Below are 15,959 nucleotides of genomic sequence, written 5' to 3'. Positions count from 1 at the left end.
TACACATGCGCTATGAATAAAATAAATCCTAAAAATACGCCTCCTGTTGCTCCTAAAAAGGTTTTTATCAAAACCTATGGATGTCAAATGAACGTTTATGATAGCCAACGGATGTCTGATAGTCTCAGTTCGCAAGGCTATGTGACAACACAAATTCCCAATGATGCCGATCTTATTCTTGTTAATACCTGTCATATTCGTGAAAAAGCAGCAGAAAAACTTTATTCTGATCTCGGTCGTTTGCGCGTTATGCGTCAAGAGCGCACACCTGATAAACCCCTTATGGTTGGTGTAACAGGTTGTGTTGCACAAGCTGAGGGAAGTGAAATCTTGCGCCGTGCTCCAACAGTGGATCTTGTTATTGGTCCGCAAATGTATCATCGCTTGCCAGAATTGTTAGAAAAAGCCAAACAAGGGAAAAAAATTATCGAAACAGACTATGCTGTTGAAGATAAATTTGCTCATTTGCCGCCCCATAATAAACATGCAGTAAGAAAACGAGGTGTTAGCGCATTTTTAACAGTGCAGGAAGGTTGCGATAAATTTTGCACTTTTTGTGTTGTTCCGTACACACGCGGTGCTGAAATATCACGATCCGTTGAACAAATTACTGAAGAGGCCCTTCAACTCATTGAAGCGGGTGTCAAAGAAATTACGCTGCTTGGACAAAATGTCAATGGTTGGCATGGACAAAGTGCTGATGGCAAAACTTGGCGTCTTGGCGATCTTCTTTATCATCTCGCAAAACTCGATGGTTTAAAGCGTTTGCGTTACACAACCAGCCACCCACGTGATATGGATGATAGCCTTATTGCCGCGCATCGAGATCTTGATATGTTAATGCCTTACCTCCATCTTCCTGTTCAATCAGGTTCAGATCGCATCTTAAAAGCCATGAACCGACAACACAAAAGCTCTCATTATCTTCATCTTATCGAAAAAATTCGAACCGTACGGCCAGATATTGCCTTTTCAGGCGATTTTATTGTAGGGTTTCCAGGAGAAACAGATGAAGACTTTGAAGAAACCATTAAACTTATTCAACAAGTACAGTACAGTTCAGCTTATTCTTTTAAATATTCCCCCCGTCCTGGAACAGTGGGAGCCACAATGAAAAATCATGTTGATGAATCTGTAAAAGATGCCCGACTTCAACATTTACAAATCCTTCTCCTTGAGCAACAAAATGCATTTTTGCGTTCTAAAATTGGTCAAAAAACGAACGTTCTCATCGAAAAAACTGGACGTCACTCAGGACAAATGGTAGGGCGTTCCCCTTGGCTTTTACCTGTTGTCGTCGATACAGAAGCCTCTACAGGTAGCGTGATAGAAATTCATATTAAAAATGCAAGCTCAAACAGTTTTGTTGGTGAAGTGACAAATAGATAGACATGCCTCTAACACCTTGTTCACAATAAATATTTTGGAAAACTCTTTTATTTTAAAAGAAAATGATTACATCTAAAGCGTGCACTTTTTGTAAAAAATTGTCTTTTATAAAGTTTACTTAAAAAAATGTGCAATATTTATGTAGATATGGAGAATAGGCTGAAAGCTTCAACCGAAAAAATAAAGCGTATTAAAGAAAAAGTAAATACGTCCCTTGAAAAGGCTGATACCTTGAAACAAACAAGCGCTTCAGATCTGAGCCAAGTTGTTTTGATTTTCGAAAATAATCAATATGCAAAAGCAGTTTTTGGTAAATTTGACGAAAATCTCGCTTATATCGAAAAAAAACTCGAACTTAGTATTCATCCGCGTGGTAATGAAGTCTTAATCCGTGGAAATATTTCCGTTATAAAACGTGCGCAATATGTATTGCAGCAGCTTTATGAACGTGCCAAAACACATCAAGAGCTCACTTTATCAGATATAAAAGGAGCGATTGCTATGGCAAATATACCAAAGAAGCAGAAAGAAGACACAATAACACACAAATCTGCAACGAAACGTATACCAGCACGGTTGAGTACCCATAAAAAAATAATTCATGCAAGAACTCCAACACAAGACGCTTACATAAGTGCTATGGAGCATACTGAACTTGTGTTTGGTGTAGGACCAGCAGGAACAGGAAAAACGTATCTTGCTGTTGCTCATGCTGCAATGCTTCTAGAACGTGGTATCATTGAACGAATTATTCTCTCACGTCCGGCTGTTGAAGCTGGAGAACGTCTTGGTTTTCTTCCCGGTGATCTCAAAGAAAAAGTCGACCCATATTTACGACCACTTTATGATGCTCTTTATGATATGATGCCCGCTGAAAAAATAGAACGCATTTTAGCTTCTGGTGTCATAGAAATTGCTCCTCTCGCCTTTATGCGCGGACGAACACTTGCCCATGCTGCTGTTATTCTTGATGAGGCACAAAATACTACGCCCATGCAAATGAAGATGTTCCTCACACGTCTTGGAGAAGGAACGCGTATGATCGTTACCGGTGACGTAAGCCAAATTGATTTGCCTACAGGGCAAAAATCAGGTCTCATTGAAGCAGTTCGCATTCTTTCAAATATAGAAAATATTGCAATTGTGCATTTTGATGAAAAAGATGTTGTACGCCATCCACTTGTTGCTGCTATCGTTCGTGCTTATGATCGTGATTCCGAAATACAAAATAAAAAAAAATCATTCACACGCGATGCATTAAAAAATGAATTTGATTCATCATGATTATTATTGATATAATGATTAAAAGCGCAGGGTGGAATGATGAGAAAATGCTTTATAATATCACTGAAAAAGCATTAATGACAGCTATGCATCATGTTTCATTGGAAAATGTTGTAAGCGAGATTAGCCTGCTTTTTACGGATGATGAACATATGGCACAAATCAATGCACAATGGCGCAACAAAAACAAATCTACTAATGTACTATCCTTTCCTGCTTTTCCACTTAAAGCTGGAAATCGACCTGGTCCCATGCTCGGTGATATTATTATTGCCCGAGAAACTGTTGTTTTCGAAGCAGAGAAAGAAGGAAAAACATTTCAAGACCATTTAACACATATGATTGTTCATGGTATCTTGCATCTGCTTGGTTATGACCATGAAACTGATGATGAAGCATATAAAATGGAAAAGCTCGAAAGGGAAATTCTTCAAAAGCTTTCCATAAAAGATCCTTACGCATAATTGTCTATCAATGATAAAATTTAACTTTTAAAATCAATATTACCAGCATACCACTTAAAGCCTCTTATTTATCTGTTATAAAAGAAAGTCTAGAAGATTTCAAAACCATGGCAAACAAAATAAATGCACAAAATAATAATCAAGCATCTTCTAATAATGAAAAAGACCCCTCTCAGCAAACGAATCATACAGAAAAATATTCCCTGATGAATCATTTGTTTTCATTCTTACGGGGTCGAAATTGTGCATCTACGTCACTGCGCGATGATCTTACCGTTGCACTCACGACTAACAATGAAAAAGATACCGCCCTCTTCTCACCTGAAGAACGTACTATGCTGCATAACATTTTACGCTTACGTGAAGCACGCGTGGATGATGTTATGATACCTCGTTCTGAAATCGAAGCATTAGAAATAAACACCTCTCTTGGAGAAACCCTTAAATGTTTTGCAAAAATTGGTCATTCTCGTATCCCCGTTTATGCTGAAACTTTAGATGATCCGCGCGGCATGATCCATATCCGCGATATTCTTAACTACATCACTCGCTTTATTATCAATCCAACAAAAACCGAACAAAAATCCGATTTTCTTCAATTAAACCATACAGACTTGCATACTCCAATTGGTGAATTGGATTTGATCCGAACAGTTCTCTTTGTTCCCAGTTCTATGCTTGCAAGCAAATTATTAACACGGATGCAAACTACACGAACTCAAATGGCTTTAGTTATTGATGAACATGGAGGAACAGATGGTCTCGTTTCAATGGAAGATATTGTTGAGTTAGTCGTTGGAGATATCGAAGATGAACATGATAATGTCGACAATGCTATCGTACGTGAACCAAATAATAAATGGCTCGTTGATGCAAGAACTGAACTAGAAGATGTGGAGAAAGCTCTTGGTCCTGATTTTATCGTAGGCGAATATGGTGATGAAGTTGATACTATTGGTGGTTTGATCGTCTCAATTCTTGATCGCATTCCTGCCAAAGGTGAAATTGTCGAAGCTGTACCTGGCTATAGATTTCGTATTTTAGAAGCTGATAAACGCCGGATCAAACGGTTGCGCATTTTTCGCATTCCCAAAAATGAGAATCTTGAGAACAATGCCATCCCTAAAGAATAGTCCAGCGTTTTTAAACAATTTCATCGTTTTTTTATTCTCTGTTACAGGCTGGAAGCGCCAAGCATGGATATTTCTGTGTGGTGCTCTTACTTCTTTTGCACTTCCACCCTTTTATTTAACACCTCTTTGCTTTCTAACTTTCCCTCTCTTTATTGTTTTACTTGACTCAATACAGTCCACCAAAAACAATAAAAAACATTTTTTTACTTACGCTTTAAGCTGTGGAACCTTTGGTTTTAGTTATTTTATTTGCGGCCTTTGGTGGCTATGCAATGCTTTGTTAACAGATCCAGATTCTTTTGGTTGGGCCGTCCCATTAGCCATTTTAGTCCCTCCACTCTACCTTTCTTTTTATTGGTTTTTTTCTGGTTTCATTGTCGGTTTATTATGGACAAAAGGAATAGCACGCTTTTTTGTTTTAGCCTTTGCATTAGGATTATCCGAGTGGTTGCGTGCGTTTTTATTCACAGGATTTCCATGGAATTCTCTTGGCTATACAGCCATGCCAACCCCAGTGTTCATGCAATCTGATGCAATCGTAGGACTTTACGGAATGAATATTCTTGCTGTCTTAGCCTACAGTTTGCCAACTGTTTTATTAACGGATGAAAAAAAGAAAGTGGCACTTTCTCTTTGCTTATCACTTATATTAATTCACTGTGGTTTTGGGTTTTATCGTCTTCATACTATAGAAAACACAGCTGAAGATCAAAAAAGTGCTTATTGGGTGCGCATTGTTCAACCGTCCATCCAACAAAATATAAAATTGCGTGATAATACACGAGAATCTATGTTGGAAGCGCATATGAAGCTAAGTGCAACGCCAACAACCGATCAAAATTCAGAACCCGATTTTATCGTATGGTCTGAAGCTTCCGTTCCTTACCTTCTCTATGATAACTCATCTACCACAATGCGCATTGCCTCTCTTTTAAAACCTAAACAATGGGCTATCGTTGGAGCAATACGCGCCAGCAATGATCTACCTCATTCCCAAACACAATATTTTAATACAATTGCAGTCATTAATGCTCAAGGTAATATTTTAAATACTTCCGATAAACTTCATTTGGTTCCTTTTGGTGAGTATCTTCCTTATCAGAATTTATTGAAAAAAATTGGATTGCGTACCCTTGCCGATAATATTGGTGGATATAGTGCTGCAAGTGTGCGCAAAATTGTTACAATGCCAAACGGATTTTCTTATCTACCCTTGATTTGTTATGAAGCAATATTTCCCCATGAAATGACTTTTAAAGGCTCCCCGCCTCAAGCAATTATTAATATTACAAATGATGCATGGTTTGGTGTAACACCTGGACCCTATCAACATCTTCAACAAGCACAGCTTCGTGCCGTTGAACTGGGAATCCCCCTCATACGGGCAGCCAATAATGGCATATCAGCTGTTATTGATTCTTATGGACGAATCGTTGTAGCTCTTCGACAAAATGCTGTGGGCATTATTGATTCACGAGTTCCATCATCCATTACCCCTATAGGAAGCAATGAATACAGAACTTTCTCTACTTTTATCTTATTCATCCTTATGCTATTGTGTCGTATTGGTTTTGGTTTTACAAAACAGCTTAAATGATTCAAGTGCCCTTTGTACGGTATTATGTTGCGTGTACCAGTAATATTGGGAAAAAATATTACATATTGTTTTAATTATATGATAAATCAACTGCGCATAAATATGATGTTGGTTTAGAAGAAAAATGCTGGAAATAAAGAGTTGCATTATGACCGAAACTAAAAAAAAACCTGACCCTATAGATATCTATGTTGGAACTCGTATCCGTTTACGTCGTAATATTTTAGGACTCACTCAAGAGAAACTAGGTGAAAAATTAGGAATTACTTTTCAGCAAATCCAAAAATATGAAAAAGGAACAAACCGTATTGGTGCCAGCCGTCTTCAAGCGATAGCGGAAATTATGGATGTTCCTGTTTCTTACTTTTTTGATAAAGGTATTACCTCCCAACAAGTAGAGGGTTTTGCTGAAAGTGAACACAATTTTATAGACTTTTGTTCTAGCAGCGAAGGGATTCAACTCATGCGCGCTTTTACAAATATATCTGATGCTAAAGTGCGTCGAAAAATTATTGACTTGGCAAAAGCACTTTCTGAGGAAGATTTGACAAATAAGTTATAAATTAAAATTATATCTTTTCTCTTTTATTCATATACATTTGCATTGACTATTTGCTGTAGAATTAGCAAATGGTGACGACTTTAGTAAGCAATTGATTAAATCGTTGGTTTTCTTTTTTGAAGGAGTTCCTATGCCGCATCAAGATTATCTTTTTACGAGCGAATCGGTATCGGAAGGACATCCTGATAAAATTTGTGATCGTATTTCCGATGAAATCGTTGATATGATCTATAAAGAAGCTGAAAAGACTGGTACTGATCCATGGTTAGTACGCGTTGCCTGTGAAACTCTCGTCAGTGTCAACCGTGTTGTTATCGCTGGTGAAGTACGTGTTCCCGATACGCTATTAAAAAAAGATAAAAATAAAGAATTCATCTATGATGAAACTAGCTTTCCACTCATTAATCCCACACGTTTTCGTACAGCAGCCCGCCGTGCTATTCGTACCATTGGCTATGAACAAACAGGCTTCCATTGGAAAACTGTTAAAATTGATGTTCTTTTGCGCCCACAATCAGCTGATATAGCAAGAGGGGTTGATAATGCTACGGATCGGCATGGTGAAGAAGGAGCAGGTGATCAAGGTATCATGTTTGGATATGCTTGCCGTGAAACACCTGATCTCATGCCTGCGCCAATTTATTATGCGCATAAAATTCTCAAACTTCTTGCCGCAGCTCGTCATAAAGGAGAGGGAGAAACTGGAAAATTAGGACCAGATGCTAAAAGCCAAATAACCATACGTTATAAAAATGGAAAACCGATAGAGGTCACATCCATTGTTCTTTCAACGCAGCACCTTGATGAAAGCTGGGATTCCAATAAAGTACGTACAGTGGTTGAACCTTACATTCGCCAAGCTTTACATGACATTCCCATTGCAGCTCAATGCAGTTGGTATATTAACCCAACAGGAAAATTTGTCATTGGAGGACCTCAAAGCGATGCCGGATTAACGGGACGCAAAATTATTGTGGATACTTACGGAGGTGCAGCACCCCATGGAGGCGGTGCTTTTTCAGGAAAAGATACAACAAAAGTTGATCGTTCTGCTGCCTATGCGGCACGCTATCTGGCTAAGAATATTGTTGCTGCTGATTTAGCAGAGAGATGCACCATTCAACTCTCCTATGCAATTGGTATTGCACAACCTTTATCTATTTATCTTAATCTTCATGGAACAGGAAAAGTCGATGAAAAAGTTATTGAAGAAGCCATCCGCAAAATAATGGACCTTTCACCTACCGGCATTCGAAAACATCTTGACCTCAATAAACCTATTTATGCGAAAACAGCTGCCTATGGTCACTTTGGTCGTAAACCAAAACACGATGGTTCGTTTTCATGGGAAAAAACTGATCTCGTGAAAACGCTTCAAACAATGATCCAAATCCCATGATTAAACATAATATACGTAAGAGTGAAGCATTTTTTGGACGCCGACAAGGAAAACAACTTCGAAACAGTCAGCTTACACGTATACAAATGCTTCTCCCCAATTTGAATATTGATTTAAATGTCCCTCCTCCCTTAAACCTTACATCCTTATTTTCAAGCAAAGTAAGAGAAATTCGACTTGAAATCGGTTTTGGTGGAGGTGAACATTTACTTCATGAAATGGAATATTTTCCAAAAACCGGTTTTATCGGCGTCGAGCCCTTTATCAATGGCATGGCAAAAATATTATCGTCTCTTGAACAGCATCAAAACCATCAAAATCGTCTTCGCCTCTATAATGATGATGCTACACGCCTTCTTGATTGGCTCCCTGATAACTCGCTTGATGGAATAGACCTCTTCTATCCTGATCCTTGGCCGAAAAAGAAACACTGGAAACGACGCTTCATCAACATAAAAAATCTTAACCGTTTTGCTCGTGTTCTTAAAATAGGAAAGTTTTTGCGCTTTGCTAGCGATATAGACAGTTATGTAAACTGGACTTTGTACCATTGTGCACAACATGATCACTTTGAATGGAAAGCAGAAAGCCCTCAAGACTGGAAACTCCCTTATCCACTATGGAGCGGAACCCGCTATGAAGCAAAAGCTTTACGTGAAGGACGAACGCCTGCCTATCTTACCTTTATCAAGAAATAAATGATCAAGCGCTTTTCTCATAAACAACTTGAAAAATTTTGAATTTAAGAGTATCAATAGTTAAATTCTTGGTCTTATGATGAAGAGTGGGCCGTTGGACCCGCTCTTTTTTAATATCATAAAACTGATGAAACCAACTTGGATAAAATGTATGAACGAAGCTGAAAAAATAAGCAATCTTGACGAACCGCGCCTGTTTGAAGAAGATGGTATCGAAGCACAAGTTGCTGCTCTTGTCATACCACTACTTAAACCTTTAGGTTTTCGTTTGGTTCGTGTGAAACTTCTTGGTCAAAATGGTTTAACACTTCAAATTATGGTTGAACGTGCCGATGGTTCTATGACCATAGAAGATTGTGAAACTGTTAGTCGAACAGTTTCTCCCCTCCTTGATGTACAAAATGTTATTGAACGCAAATATCATTTAGAAATCTCATCACCTGGAATTGATCGTCCATTGGTAAGAAAATCTGATTTTTTTCATTGGCAAGGGCATCTTGCAAAAATTGAAACCAAAATAACAATTGATGGGCGCCGAAAATTTCGTGGGACACTTACAAATATCACGCAAGATGGATTTATTTTAAACACTGATAAAGCTGCTTATGGAGAAGCCATGTATACCCCTATTTCCTTTTGTGATATCATAAATGCGCATTTAGTGCTTACCGATGAGCTTATTCGCGATGCATTGAAACAAAATAAAGATTTAAGTCAACAATTCATTGCCGAAGAGAACGCTAACGACTCTATACAGACGCTCAATTTCAAAAAATAATATCACTGGGAAATACCCATCGTGTGGCACAAAGAAGGAGAAAATTGATGGCTACAAGCGCTAACAGGCTTGAGATTCTGCAAATTGCAGATGCTGTTGCACGTGAAAAGTCAATCGACCGTGAAATTGTCATTTCTGCGATGGCTGATGCTATTCAAAAAGCAGCACGTTCTCGTTATGGTCAAGAAACCAATATTCGTGCTGAAATCAATTCTAAAACAGGTGAAATTAAATTACAGCGCCTGCTTAAAATCGTTGATGTCGTTGAAGACTATACAACGGAAATTACTTTGTCTGATGCTCTCAAACGTCAAACAGAAGCAAAAATTGGTGATTTTTTTGCTGATCTTTTACCTCCTATGGATTTTGGACGTATCGCAGCACAATCTGCTAAACAGGTTATTGTACAAAAAGTACGCGATGCAGAGCGCGATCAGCAATATGAAGAATTCAAAAATAAAGTTGGTGAAATTATTTCTGGTACAGTTAAGCGTGTGGAATATGGTAACGTCATCGTTGATCTAGGACGCGGTGAAGCTATTGTTCGCCGTGATGAATTAATTCCTCGTGAATCATTCCGCTATGGAGATCGCATTCGTGCTTTTGTCAATGATGTACACCGTGAAACGCGTGGTCCACAAATTTTCCTTTCACGCACACATCCCCAATTTATGGTAAAACTTTTCACTATGGAAGTACCAGAAATTTATGATGGTATTATAGAAATCAAATCTGTTGCTCGTGATCCAGGTTCACGGGCTAAAATCGCCGTTGTTTCACGCGATGGTTCCATTGATCCTGTTGGAGCATGCGTTGGAATGCGAGGAAGTCGTGTACAAGCTGTTGTTGCTGAATTACAAGGCGAAAAAATTGATATTATTCCTTGGTCGCCTGATGCGGCAACATTTGTCGTTAATGCACTGCAACCTGCTGAAGTTTCTAAAATCATCCTTGATGAAGATGCTGAACGGATTGAAGTTATTGTGCCAGATGATCAACTTAGCCTTGCTATTGGACGACGTGGGCAAAATGTTCGCTTGGCTTCGCAACTAACAGGATGGAACATTGATATTTTAACGGAAAAGGAAGAATCTGAAAATCGTCAAAAAGAATTTACTGAACGGAGTAAATTGTTTATGGCAGCCTTAGAGGTTGACGAAATGATCGGACAGGTTATGGCATCAGAGGGTTTTTCTTCTATTGAAGAAATCGCCTATATTGATCTTGAAGAAATCGCTTCTATTGATGGTTTTGACCATGATACCGCCGCTGAAATCCAAAGTCGTGCCCGCGAATATCTTGATCATCAAGAAAAAGAACTTGATGAAAAACGCAAAAAGCTCGGAGTTTCTGACGAGTTGCGAACACTTCCTGGAATGACAAGTGCTATGTTGGTTGCTGTAGGTCAGGATGGTGTAAAAACAATAGAAGACTTTGCTGGCTATGCCGTTGATGATTTAGCTGGTTGGAGAGAACGTAAAGAAGGTCAAACACAGAATTTTTCTGGTATTTTAACCCCTTTTGACATTACACGCGCAGATGCAGAAGCTATGGTTTTAGCCGCACGTGTACAAGCAGGCTGGATAGACCAAGCTGATCTTGTTACAGAAAATCCTGTAGAAGATGAAAACTCTGCAGAAAATGAAAAAACAGATGATTTGGATGTGGATACACTTTAAATGAATGAACGGACTTGCATTGTGACCCGAAAAAATGCTTCAGCACAAACGCTGATCCGTTTTGTTATTGGTCCCAATAACCAAATTGTTCCTGATCTTAAAGCGAATTTACCAGGACGTGGCGTTTGGATTTCTGCCCATCACGCTGTTATTGAGAAAGCAATCAAACAGAAAGCTTTTCATAGAAATTTTAAAACAGATGTTGAAGTTACACCAAATCTTGTGCATGTTGTTGATACGCTTTTACTAAAAGCCGCTCTTTCAAGCCTTTCCATGGCACGAAAAGCGGGAGCAATTGTTATGGGAGCAACAAAGGTTGACGCTGCTATCCGCTCTGGTAAAGTTATTCTTGTACTTCATGCTAAAGAAACAACAGAAGATGGGAAACGAAAAATTGCACAGGCCATCCATTCAATACAACAACAAACAAATCGGACTATAAAAACCATATCTTTATTTACAAATGATGAAATGCGAGTGGCTTTTGGCTCTAATCCTGTAATGCACGCGGCCTTACTGGACACAAAAGCTGCTGAAGGATTTCTCAAAACGACATGTAGATTGATCAGCTATCGTGACGACAAGCATAGTAAGTCTAGTGAGATGACGGCACAAGCCGTGAAGGAAGTACAATGAGTGAAAATAACAACGACAAAACAACGGTCAAGAAGATACTAACTCTCAAGAGGTCTGTCTTGGAAACGAGCATGGTTAAACAAAATTTTAGTCATGGCCGTACGAAGGCTGTCGTTGTCGAAACCAAACGGCGTAAAATTACGCGACCTGATGAAAAAGCTGAAACCCTACAGCCCATTACAAAGCCGCATGTGGCCCCCCAGCGTTCTAAACCGCGTTTTGAGGAAAAAAAGCCTCAAGAATCTGTGGCCAAAAGCAATCTTTCATCAACTGAAATGGAAGCGAGACTTCGCGCGTTAGAAGAAGCACATATCCAAGAAAGAATAACGCGAGAACAAGCCGAAGAAGAAGCAAGACGCGCTAAAGAGCGTGAAGAAATTTTACAGCAAGAAATTAAAGAAAAAGAAATCCATCTCCAACAAGAAGAAGAAATATCGCCAGTGCAGATTCCACCTGTTCCCCCTCTCATTGAACAGGCAGATATTCCTATTGCCACTAAACAGACAACCGTGGTTGAAAAACGCAAAATAGATGACAATAATGAGGAAGAACGGCATAGTCGACGTGCTAATCCTGCTAAATCAGAAATACGTGTACCCAAAGTTGTCAAAGGAGCTGATGAGCGGAGACGCGGAAAGCTAACTCTGAATAGTGCACTGGATGAAGAAGGAAGCGCACGTGGGCGCTCAATGGCTGCAATGCGGCGTAGACAGGAAAAGTTTAAGCGTGCACAAAATCAAGAACCAAGAGAAAAAATTTCTCGCGAAGTTGTTCTTCCTGAAACGATTACCATTCAAGAGCTCGCACAACGTATGACTGAGCGTTCTGTTGATGTGATTAAATTCTTGATGAAACAAGGACAAATGATGAAACCTGGCGATGTTATTGATGCAGATGTTGCCGAACTCATCGCTGTTGAATTTGGCCATACTGTTAAACGTGTTTTAGAATCTGACGTAGAAGAAGGTATCTTTAATATAACAGATAATCCTCGAAACATGCAGCAGCGCGCCCCTGTTGTAACCATTATGGGCCATGTTGACCACGGAAAAACTTCTCTTTTGGATGCTATTCGTAAAGCAAATGTTGTTTCTGGCGAAGCAGGAGGTATTACGCAGCATATTGGTGCCTATCAAGTAGAACAAAACGGTCAAAAAATTACCTTTATTGATACACCAGGCCATGCTGCATTTACGGCTATGCGTGCACGCGGAGCTCGTGTTACTGATATTGCTGTTCTCGTTGTAGCCGCTGATGATAGTGTTATGCCTCAAACGATTGAATCAATCAATCATGCGAAAGCTGCTGGTGTACCTATCATTGTTGCTATCAACAAAATTGATAAACCAGCTGCGAATGCACAAAAAGTGCGTACAGAACTTCTACAACATGAAGTGTTTGTTGAAACTATGGGTGGTGAAACTTTGGACGTTGAAGTTTCTGCTAAAACTGGTCAAAATCTTGATAAACTTCTCGAAGCTATCCTTCTTCAGGCTGAAATGCTTGATCTGAAAGCAGATCCCCAACGAACTGCAGAGGGCGTTATCATTGAAGCCAAATTGGATCGCGGACGTGGGTCTGTTGCAACAGTTCTTGTTCAAAAAGGTACATTACACCCTTCTGATATTATAGTTGCTGGAAATGAATGGGGTCGTGTGCGTGCTTTGATTGACGACCATGGCCGCCATGTCAAAGAAGCCGTTCCCTCTACACCAATTGAAATTTTAGGCATGCAAGGAACACCACAAGCCGGAGACCGTTTTGCTGTTGTCACACATGAAGCAAAAGCACGTGAAATTTCTGAATATCGACAACGATTAGCACGTGATAAAGCTGTTGCGCGGCAAACTGGTTCGCGTGGTTCTCTTGAGCAAATGATGACAAAATTGCAAACGACTGGTGTTAAGGAATTTTCTCTTATTATAAAAGGGGATGTGCAAGGATCAATCGAAGCAATTGCTTCAGCATTGGAAAAACTTGGAAATGATGAGGTTCGTGCACGTATTGTACATTCTGGTGCTGGAGGAATTACCGAAAGTGATATTTCTCTTGCAGAAGCTTCTAACTCTGCTGTAATTGGCTTTAATGTTCGAGCCAATAAGCAAGCACGTGATTTTGCTAAAACACAAGGAATTGAGATTCGTTATTACAACATCATTTATGATCTTGTTGACGATATCAAGGCTGCCATGTCTGGATTACTCTCACCAGAACAGCGTGAAACTTTCCTTGGTAATGCTGAAATTCTAGAAGTCTTTAACATTACAAAAATTGGAAAAGTTGCAGGATGTCGTGTTACAGAAGGTAAAATAGAACGAGGAGCCGGTGTTCGCCTTATCCGCGATAATATCGTTATTCACGAAGGAAAGCTGAAAACACTCAAACGCTTTAAGGATGAAGTCAATGAAGTGCAAAGTGGTCAAGAATGTGGAATAGCCTTTGAAAATTATGAAGACATGCGTGCAGGAGACATCATTGAGACCTTCCGTATCGAACATATTAATCGCACATTATAAAATAATCCAATAACTTTACTCTGTTGTGAAATGAGAAAAGTTATTAGGTTTTATACACAATATCTCTTTTTACTTATCTAAATGGTCAAAAAAGAGATCTTGTAGCAAGGATAAAACTTTGATGAAAAATGCAGGGCCATCACAACGGCAACTTAGAGTAGCAGAGCAAGTACGTCATGCAATAGCGCATATATTACAGCGTGATATTTTGCTTGATGATATCTTAAAAGATATTGTTATTTCTGTCTCTGAAGTACGCATGTCACCAGATTTAAAAATTGCTACTTGCTTTGTATCACCTCTCAGCACTCTTAAAAATGCTTCTCATACCGATGTTGTTGATACCCTCAATAAACATAGTCGTTTTCTCCGTGGAGAAATCAGTCATGCGTTGCGACAAATGAAATATATGCCAGAACTGCGTTTCCGAATTGATAATAGTTTTGATAATTTTTCAAAAATTGATGCCCTCCTTCGCTCGCCTGAGGTTGCGCGCGATCTTCACCATAGTGATACAGATGAGGATTAAAGATATGACGCGGCAACACAAGAAAAAAGGGCGTCCTGTTTCTGGCTGGGTCATATTTGATAAACCAAAAGGAATGAAATCAACAGAAGCTGTCTCACAAATCAAATGGCTCTTCCATGCTCAAAAGGCAGGACATGCGGGTACACTTGATCCTCTTGCTTCTGGTCTCCTTCCCATTGCATTGGGCGAAGCAACCAAAACCGTCCCTTACGTGATGCAAGGCAAAAAAACTTACCGTTTTCATATTGCTTGGGGGCAAGAGCGCTCAACAGATGATTTAGAAGGAGAAATAACGAAAACTTCTCTCATACGTCCAACACAAGAAGAAATACTTGCTCTTCTTCCTCAATATACAGGTGTTATTTTGCAAACACCTCCACAATTTTCAGCAATCAAAATTGCCGGAAATCGTGCCTATGATTTAGCGCGTGAAGGGGAAGTTGTTGAAATTCCGCCCCGTGAAGTGGAAATAGAAACTTTCAAGTTATTAGAAATGCCTACCAAAGAGCATTCTGTCTTTGAAATAACCTGCGGAAAAGGAACTTATGTGCGCTCTTTAGCACGCGATATGGGACGTGATCTCGGTTGCTATGGGTATATTGCTGATTTAAGACGTATTGCCGTCGCACCTTTTGATGAAGAAGATCTCATTACATGGGAGGAACTAAAAGCAGCCATTCCGCCAAATAAAAACACTACAGATGAAAATAATCGTTCTTTTGAAAAAAACTTCTCAACACTTGATGAGCTCTTAATTGACACAAGCGCCGCATTGGATTGCCTTCCTCACTATATCCTTAATGAAACTCAAGCACAGAGGATTATAAGAGGCCATTCTATCCTCTTGAATCATCACAAAGTACCTCTTGATGAAAAGGAAGTTTGTGTCCTCTATAAGGAACAACTTCTTGCTATTGGCACTCTCGACAAAGGTCTATTTAAACCAAAGCGGATTTTCACAATTTAATCGATTCTTTTCCCAACCACCTTTTGCGGAAAGATATTTTTCTCTATCAATTAAGAAACATATGGTGCTTTTCATTGTCTATATTTACCGTATTCATATCAAAATTTAAGTCAGTGCTATAAGCTAACACCACCACACACTTTTTCCTCTTAATGTCGCAACAATCCTTGCATTTAAAGGATTCATAAGAGGCTTTTTATTTCTTTTTTAATCGTTTTTTACTCATACTTTAGTCCTCGTTTATAATGTACAAGCAAAGATATGGACTGATTTACTCTAAATAGATTTGAAACGAGAAAAGCTTAAGATTTTCAGAACTATCACTCAA

The 15,959-nt window shown here is 39.2% G+C and carries 14 protein-coding genes; all 14 read left to right on the top strand.

The genetic code is table 11. The annotated features are described in order from the left end of the window. Nucleotides 1-12: 12 nt before the first annotated feature. The 14 genes from miaB (at nucleotide 13) to truB (ending at nucleotide 15,631) form a co-directional block, all read left to right on the top strand. A complete protein-coding gene (gene miaB / locus ACFIME_RS01010; protein ID WP_375684361.1) occupies nucleotides 13-1,389 on the top strand; it encodes a tRNA (N6-isopentenyl adenosine(37)-C2)-methylthiotransferase MiaB in 1,377 nt (458 codons plus the stop codon). A gap of 159 nt (nucleotides 1,390-1,548) precedes the next feature. After that, nucleotides 1,549-2,673, top strand: a complete 1,125-nt coding sequence (locus tag ACFIME_RS01005) for a PhoH family protein (protein ID WP_375634606.1) — start codon at nucleotides 1,549-1,551, stop codon at nucleotides 2,671-2,673. Then, nucleotides 2,670-3,137 (top strand): rRNA maturation RNase YbeY, encoded by a 468-nt coding sequence (gene ybeY, locus ACFIME_RS01000; RefSeq protein WP_375633985.1) that lies wholly within the window; start codon nucleotides 2,670-2,672, stop codon nucleotides 3,135-3,137. The genes ACFIME_RS01005 and ybeY overlap by 4 nt, the downstream gene beginning before the upstream one ends. A 107-nt stretch (nucleotides 3,138-3,244) precedes the next feature. After that, the gene (locus ACFIME_RS00995; RefSeq protein ID WP_375634586.1) at nucleotides 3,245-4,270 is read left to right on the top strand and encodes a hemolysin family protein; all 1,026 of its coding nucleotides are present in this window, start codon (nucleotides 3,245-3,247) and stop codon (nucleotides 4,268-4,270) included. Beyond that, the gene (gene lnt, locus ACFIME_RS00990; protein WP_375634587.1) at nucleotides 4,233-5,867 is read left to right on the top strand and encodes an apolipoprotein N-acyltransferase; all 1,635 of its coding nucleotides are present in this window, start codon (nucleotides 4,233-4,235) and stop codon (nucleotides 5,865-5,867) included. Before ACFIME_RS00995 ends, lnt begins: the two co-directional genes overlap by 38 nt. Before the next feature lie 148 nt (nucleotides 5,868-6,015). Beyond that, nucleotides 6,016-6,429: a helix-turn-helix domain-containing protein gene (locus tag ACFIME_RS00985; protein ID WP_375633981.1), complete on the top strand. Its 414-nt coding sequence runs from the start codon at nucleotides 6,016-6,018 to the stop codon at nucleotides 6,427-6,429. Nucleotides 6,430-6,559: 130 nt separating this feature from the next. Beyond that, nucleotides 6,560-7,828 (top strand): methionine adenosyltransferase, encoded by a 1,269-nt coding sequence (metK, locus tag ACFIME_RS00980; protein ID WP_375633979.1) that lies wholly within the window; start codon nucleotides 6,560-6,562, stop codon nucleotides 7,826-7,828. Next, nucleotides 7,825-8,526, top strand: coding sequence for a tRNA (guanine(46)-N(7))-methyltransferase TrmB (locus ACFIME_RS00975; protein WP_375634588.1), 702 nt, complete (start codon nucleotides 7,825-7,827; stop codon nucleotides 8,524-8,526). The genes metK and ACFIME_RS00975 overlap by 4 nt, the downstream gene beginning before the upstream one ends. A gap of 127 nt (nucleotides 8,527-8,653) precedes the next feature. Next, nucleotides 8,654-9,304, top strand: a complete 651-nt coding sequence (gene rimP / locus ACFIME_RS00970; RefSeq protein WP_375611870.1) for a ribosome maturation factor RimP — start codon at nucleotides 8,654-8,656, stop codon at nucleotides 9,302-9,304. 47 nt (nucleotides 9,305-9,351) lie between these two features. Then, complete coding sequence (nusA, locus tag ACFIME_RS00965; protein WP_375634589.1) at nucleotides 9,352-10,983, top strand: transcription termination factor NusA; 1,632 nt, start codon at nucleotides 9,352-9,354, stop codon at nucleotides 10,981-10,983. Next, a complete protein-coding gene (locus tag ACFIME_RS00960) occupies nucleotides 10,984-11,619 on the top strand; it encodes an RNA-binding protein (RefSeq protein WP_375633975.1) in 636 nt (211 codons plus the stop codon). It begins immediately after the preceding gene. After that, nucleotides 11,616-14,135, top strand: coding sequence for a translation initiation factor IF-2 (gene infB / locus ACFIME_RS00955; RefSeq protein WP_375684360.1), 2,520 nt, complete (start codon nucleotides 11,616-11,618; stop codon nucleotides 14,133-14,135). The genes ACFIME_RS00960 and infB overlap by 4 nt, the downstream gene beginning before the upstream one ends. Before the next feature lie 121 nt (nucleotides 14,136-14,256). Continuing rightward, entirely contained in the window at nucleotides 14,257-14,664 is a 408-nt protein-coding gene (gene rbfA / locus ACFIME_RS00950; protein WP_375633973.1) for a 30S ribosome-binding factor RbfA, read from the top strand. 4 nt (nucleotides 14,665-14,668) lie between these two features. Beyond that, nucleotides 14,669-15,631 carry a tRNA pseudouridine(55) synthase TruB gene (truB, locus tag ACFIME_RS00945; RefSeq protein WP_375684359.1) on the top strand — a complete coding sequence of 321 codons (963 nt, stop codon included), beginning with the start codon at nucleotides 14,669-14,671 and terminating at the stop codon, nucleotides 15,629-15,631. Nucleotides 15,632-15,959: the final 328 nt, after the last annotated feature.

Origin of the sequence: Bartonella sp. AP1QHHD, assembly GCF_042196265.1 — a bacterium.
GTDB lineage: Bacteria > Pseudomonadota > Alphaproteobacteria > Rhizobiales > Rhizobiaceae > Bartonella.
Note: the sequence above shows the minus strand (reverse complement) of the source record. Positions and strands in the feature narration are given on the sequence as shown.

What these genes read in the sequence shown, in the direction of transcription:
- ACFIME_RS00960 (WP_375633975.1), top strand. Translation starts at nt 10,984, where the DNA reads ATGAATGAACGGACTTGCATTGTGACCCGAAAAAATGCTTCAGCACAA.
- miaB (WP_375684361.1), top strand. Translation starts at nt 13, where the DNA reads ATGAATAAAATAAATCCTAAAAATACGCCTCCTGTTGCTCCTAAAAAG.
- lnt (WP_375634587.1), top strand. Translation starts at nt 4,233, where the DNA reads ATGAGAATCTTGAGAACAATGCCATCCCTAAAGAATAGTCCAGCGTTT.
- ACFIME_RS00975 (WP_375634588.1), top strand. Translation starts at nt 7,825, where the DNA reads ATGATTAAACATAATATACGTAAGAGTGAAGCATTTTTTGGACGCCGA.
- nusA (WP_375634589.1), top strand. Translation starts at nt 9,352, where the DNA reads ATGGCTACAAGCGCTAACAGGCTTGAGATTCTGCAAATTGCAGATGCT.
- ACFIME_RS00995 (WP_375634586.1), top strand. Translation starts at nt 3,245, where the DNA reads ATGGCAAACAAAATAAATGCACAAAATAATAATCAAGCATCTTCTAAT.
- truB (WP_375684359.1), top strand. Translation starts at nt 14,669, where the DNA reads ATGACGCGGCAACACAAGAAAAAAGGGCGTCCTGTTTCTGGCTGGGTC.
- ybeY (WP_375633985.1), top strand. Translation starts at nt 2,670, where the DNA reads ATGATTATTATTGATATAATGATTAAAAGCGCAGGGTGGAATGATGAG.
- rbfA (WP_375633973.1), top strand. Translation starts at nt 14,257, where the DNA reads ATGAAAAATGCAGGGCCATCACAACGGCAACTTAGAGTAGCAGAGCAA.
- ACFIME_RS00985 (WP_375633981.1), top strand. Translation starts at nt 6,016, where the DNA reads ATGACCGAAACTAAAAAAAAACCTGACCCTATAGATATCTATGTTGGA.
- metK (WP_375633979.1), top strand. Translation starts at nt 6,560, where the DNA reads ATGCCGCATCAAGATTATCTTTTTACGAGCGAATCGGTATCGGAAGGA.
- rimP (WP_375611870.1), top strand. Translation starts at nt 8,654, where the DNA reads ATGAAACCAACTTGGATAAAATGTATGAACGAAGCTGAAAAAATAAGC.
- infB (WP_375684360.1), top strand. Translation starts at nt 11,616, where the DNA reads ATGAGTGAAAATAACAACGACAAAACAACGGTCAAGAAGATACTAACT.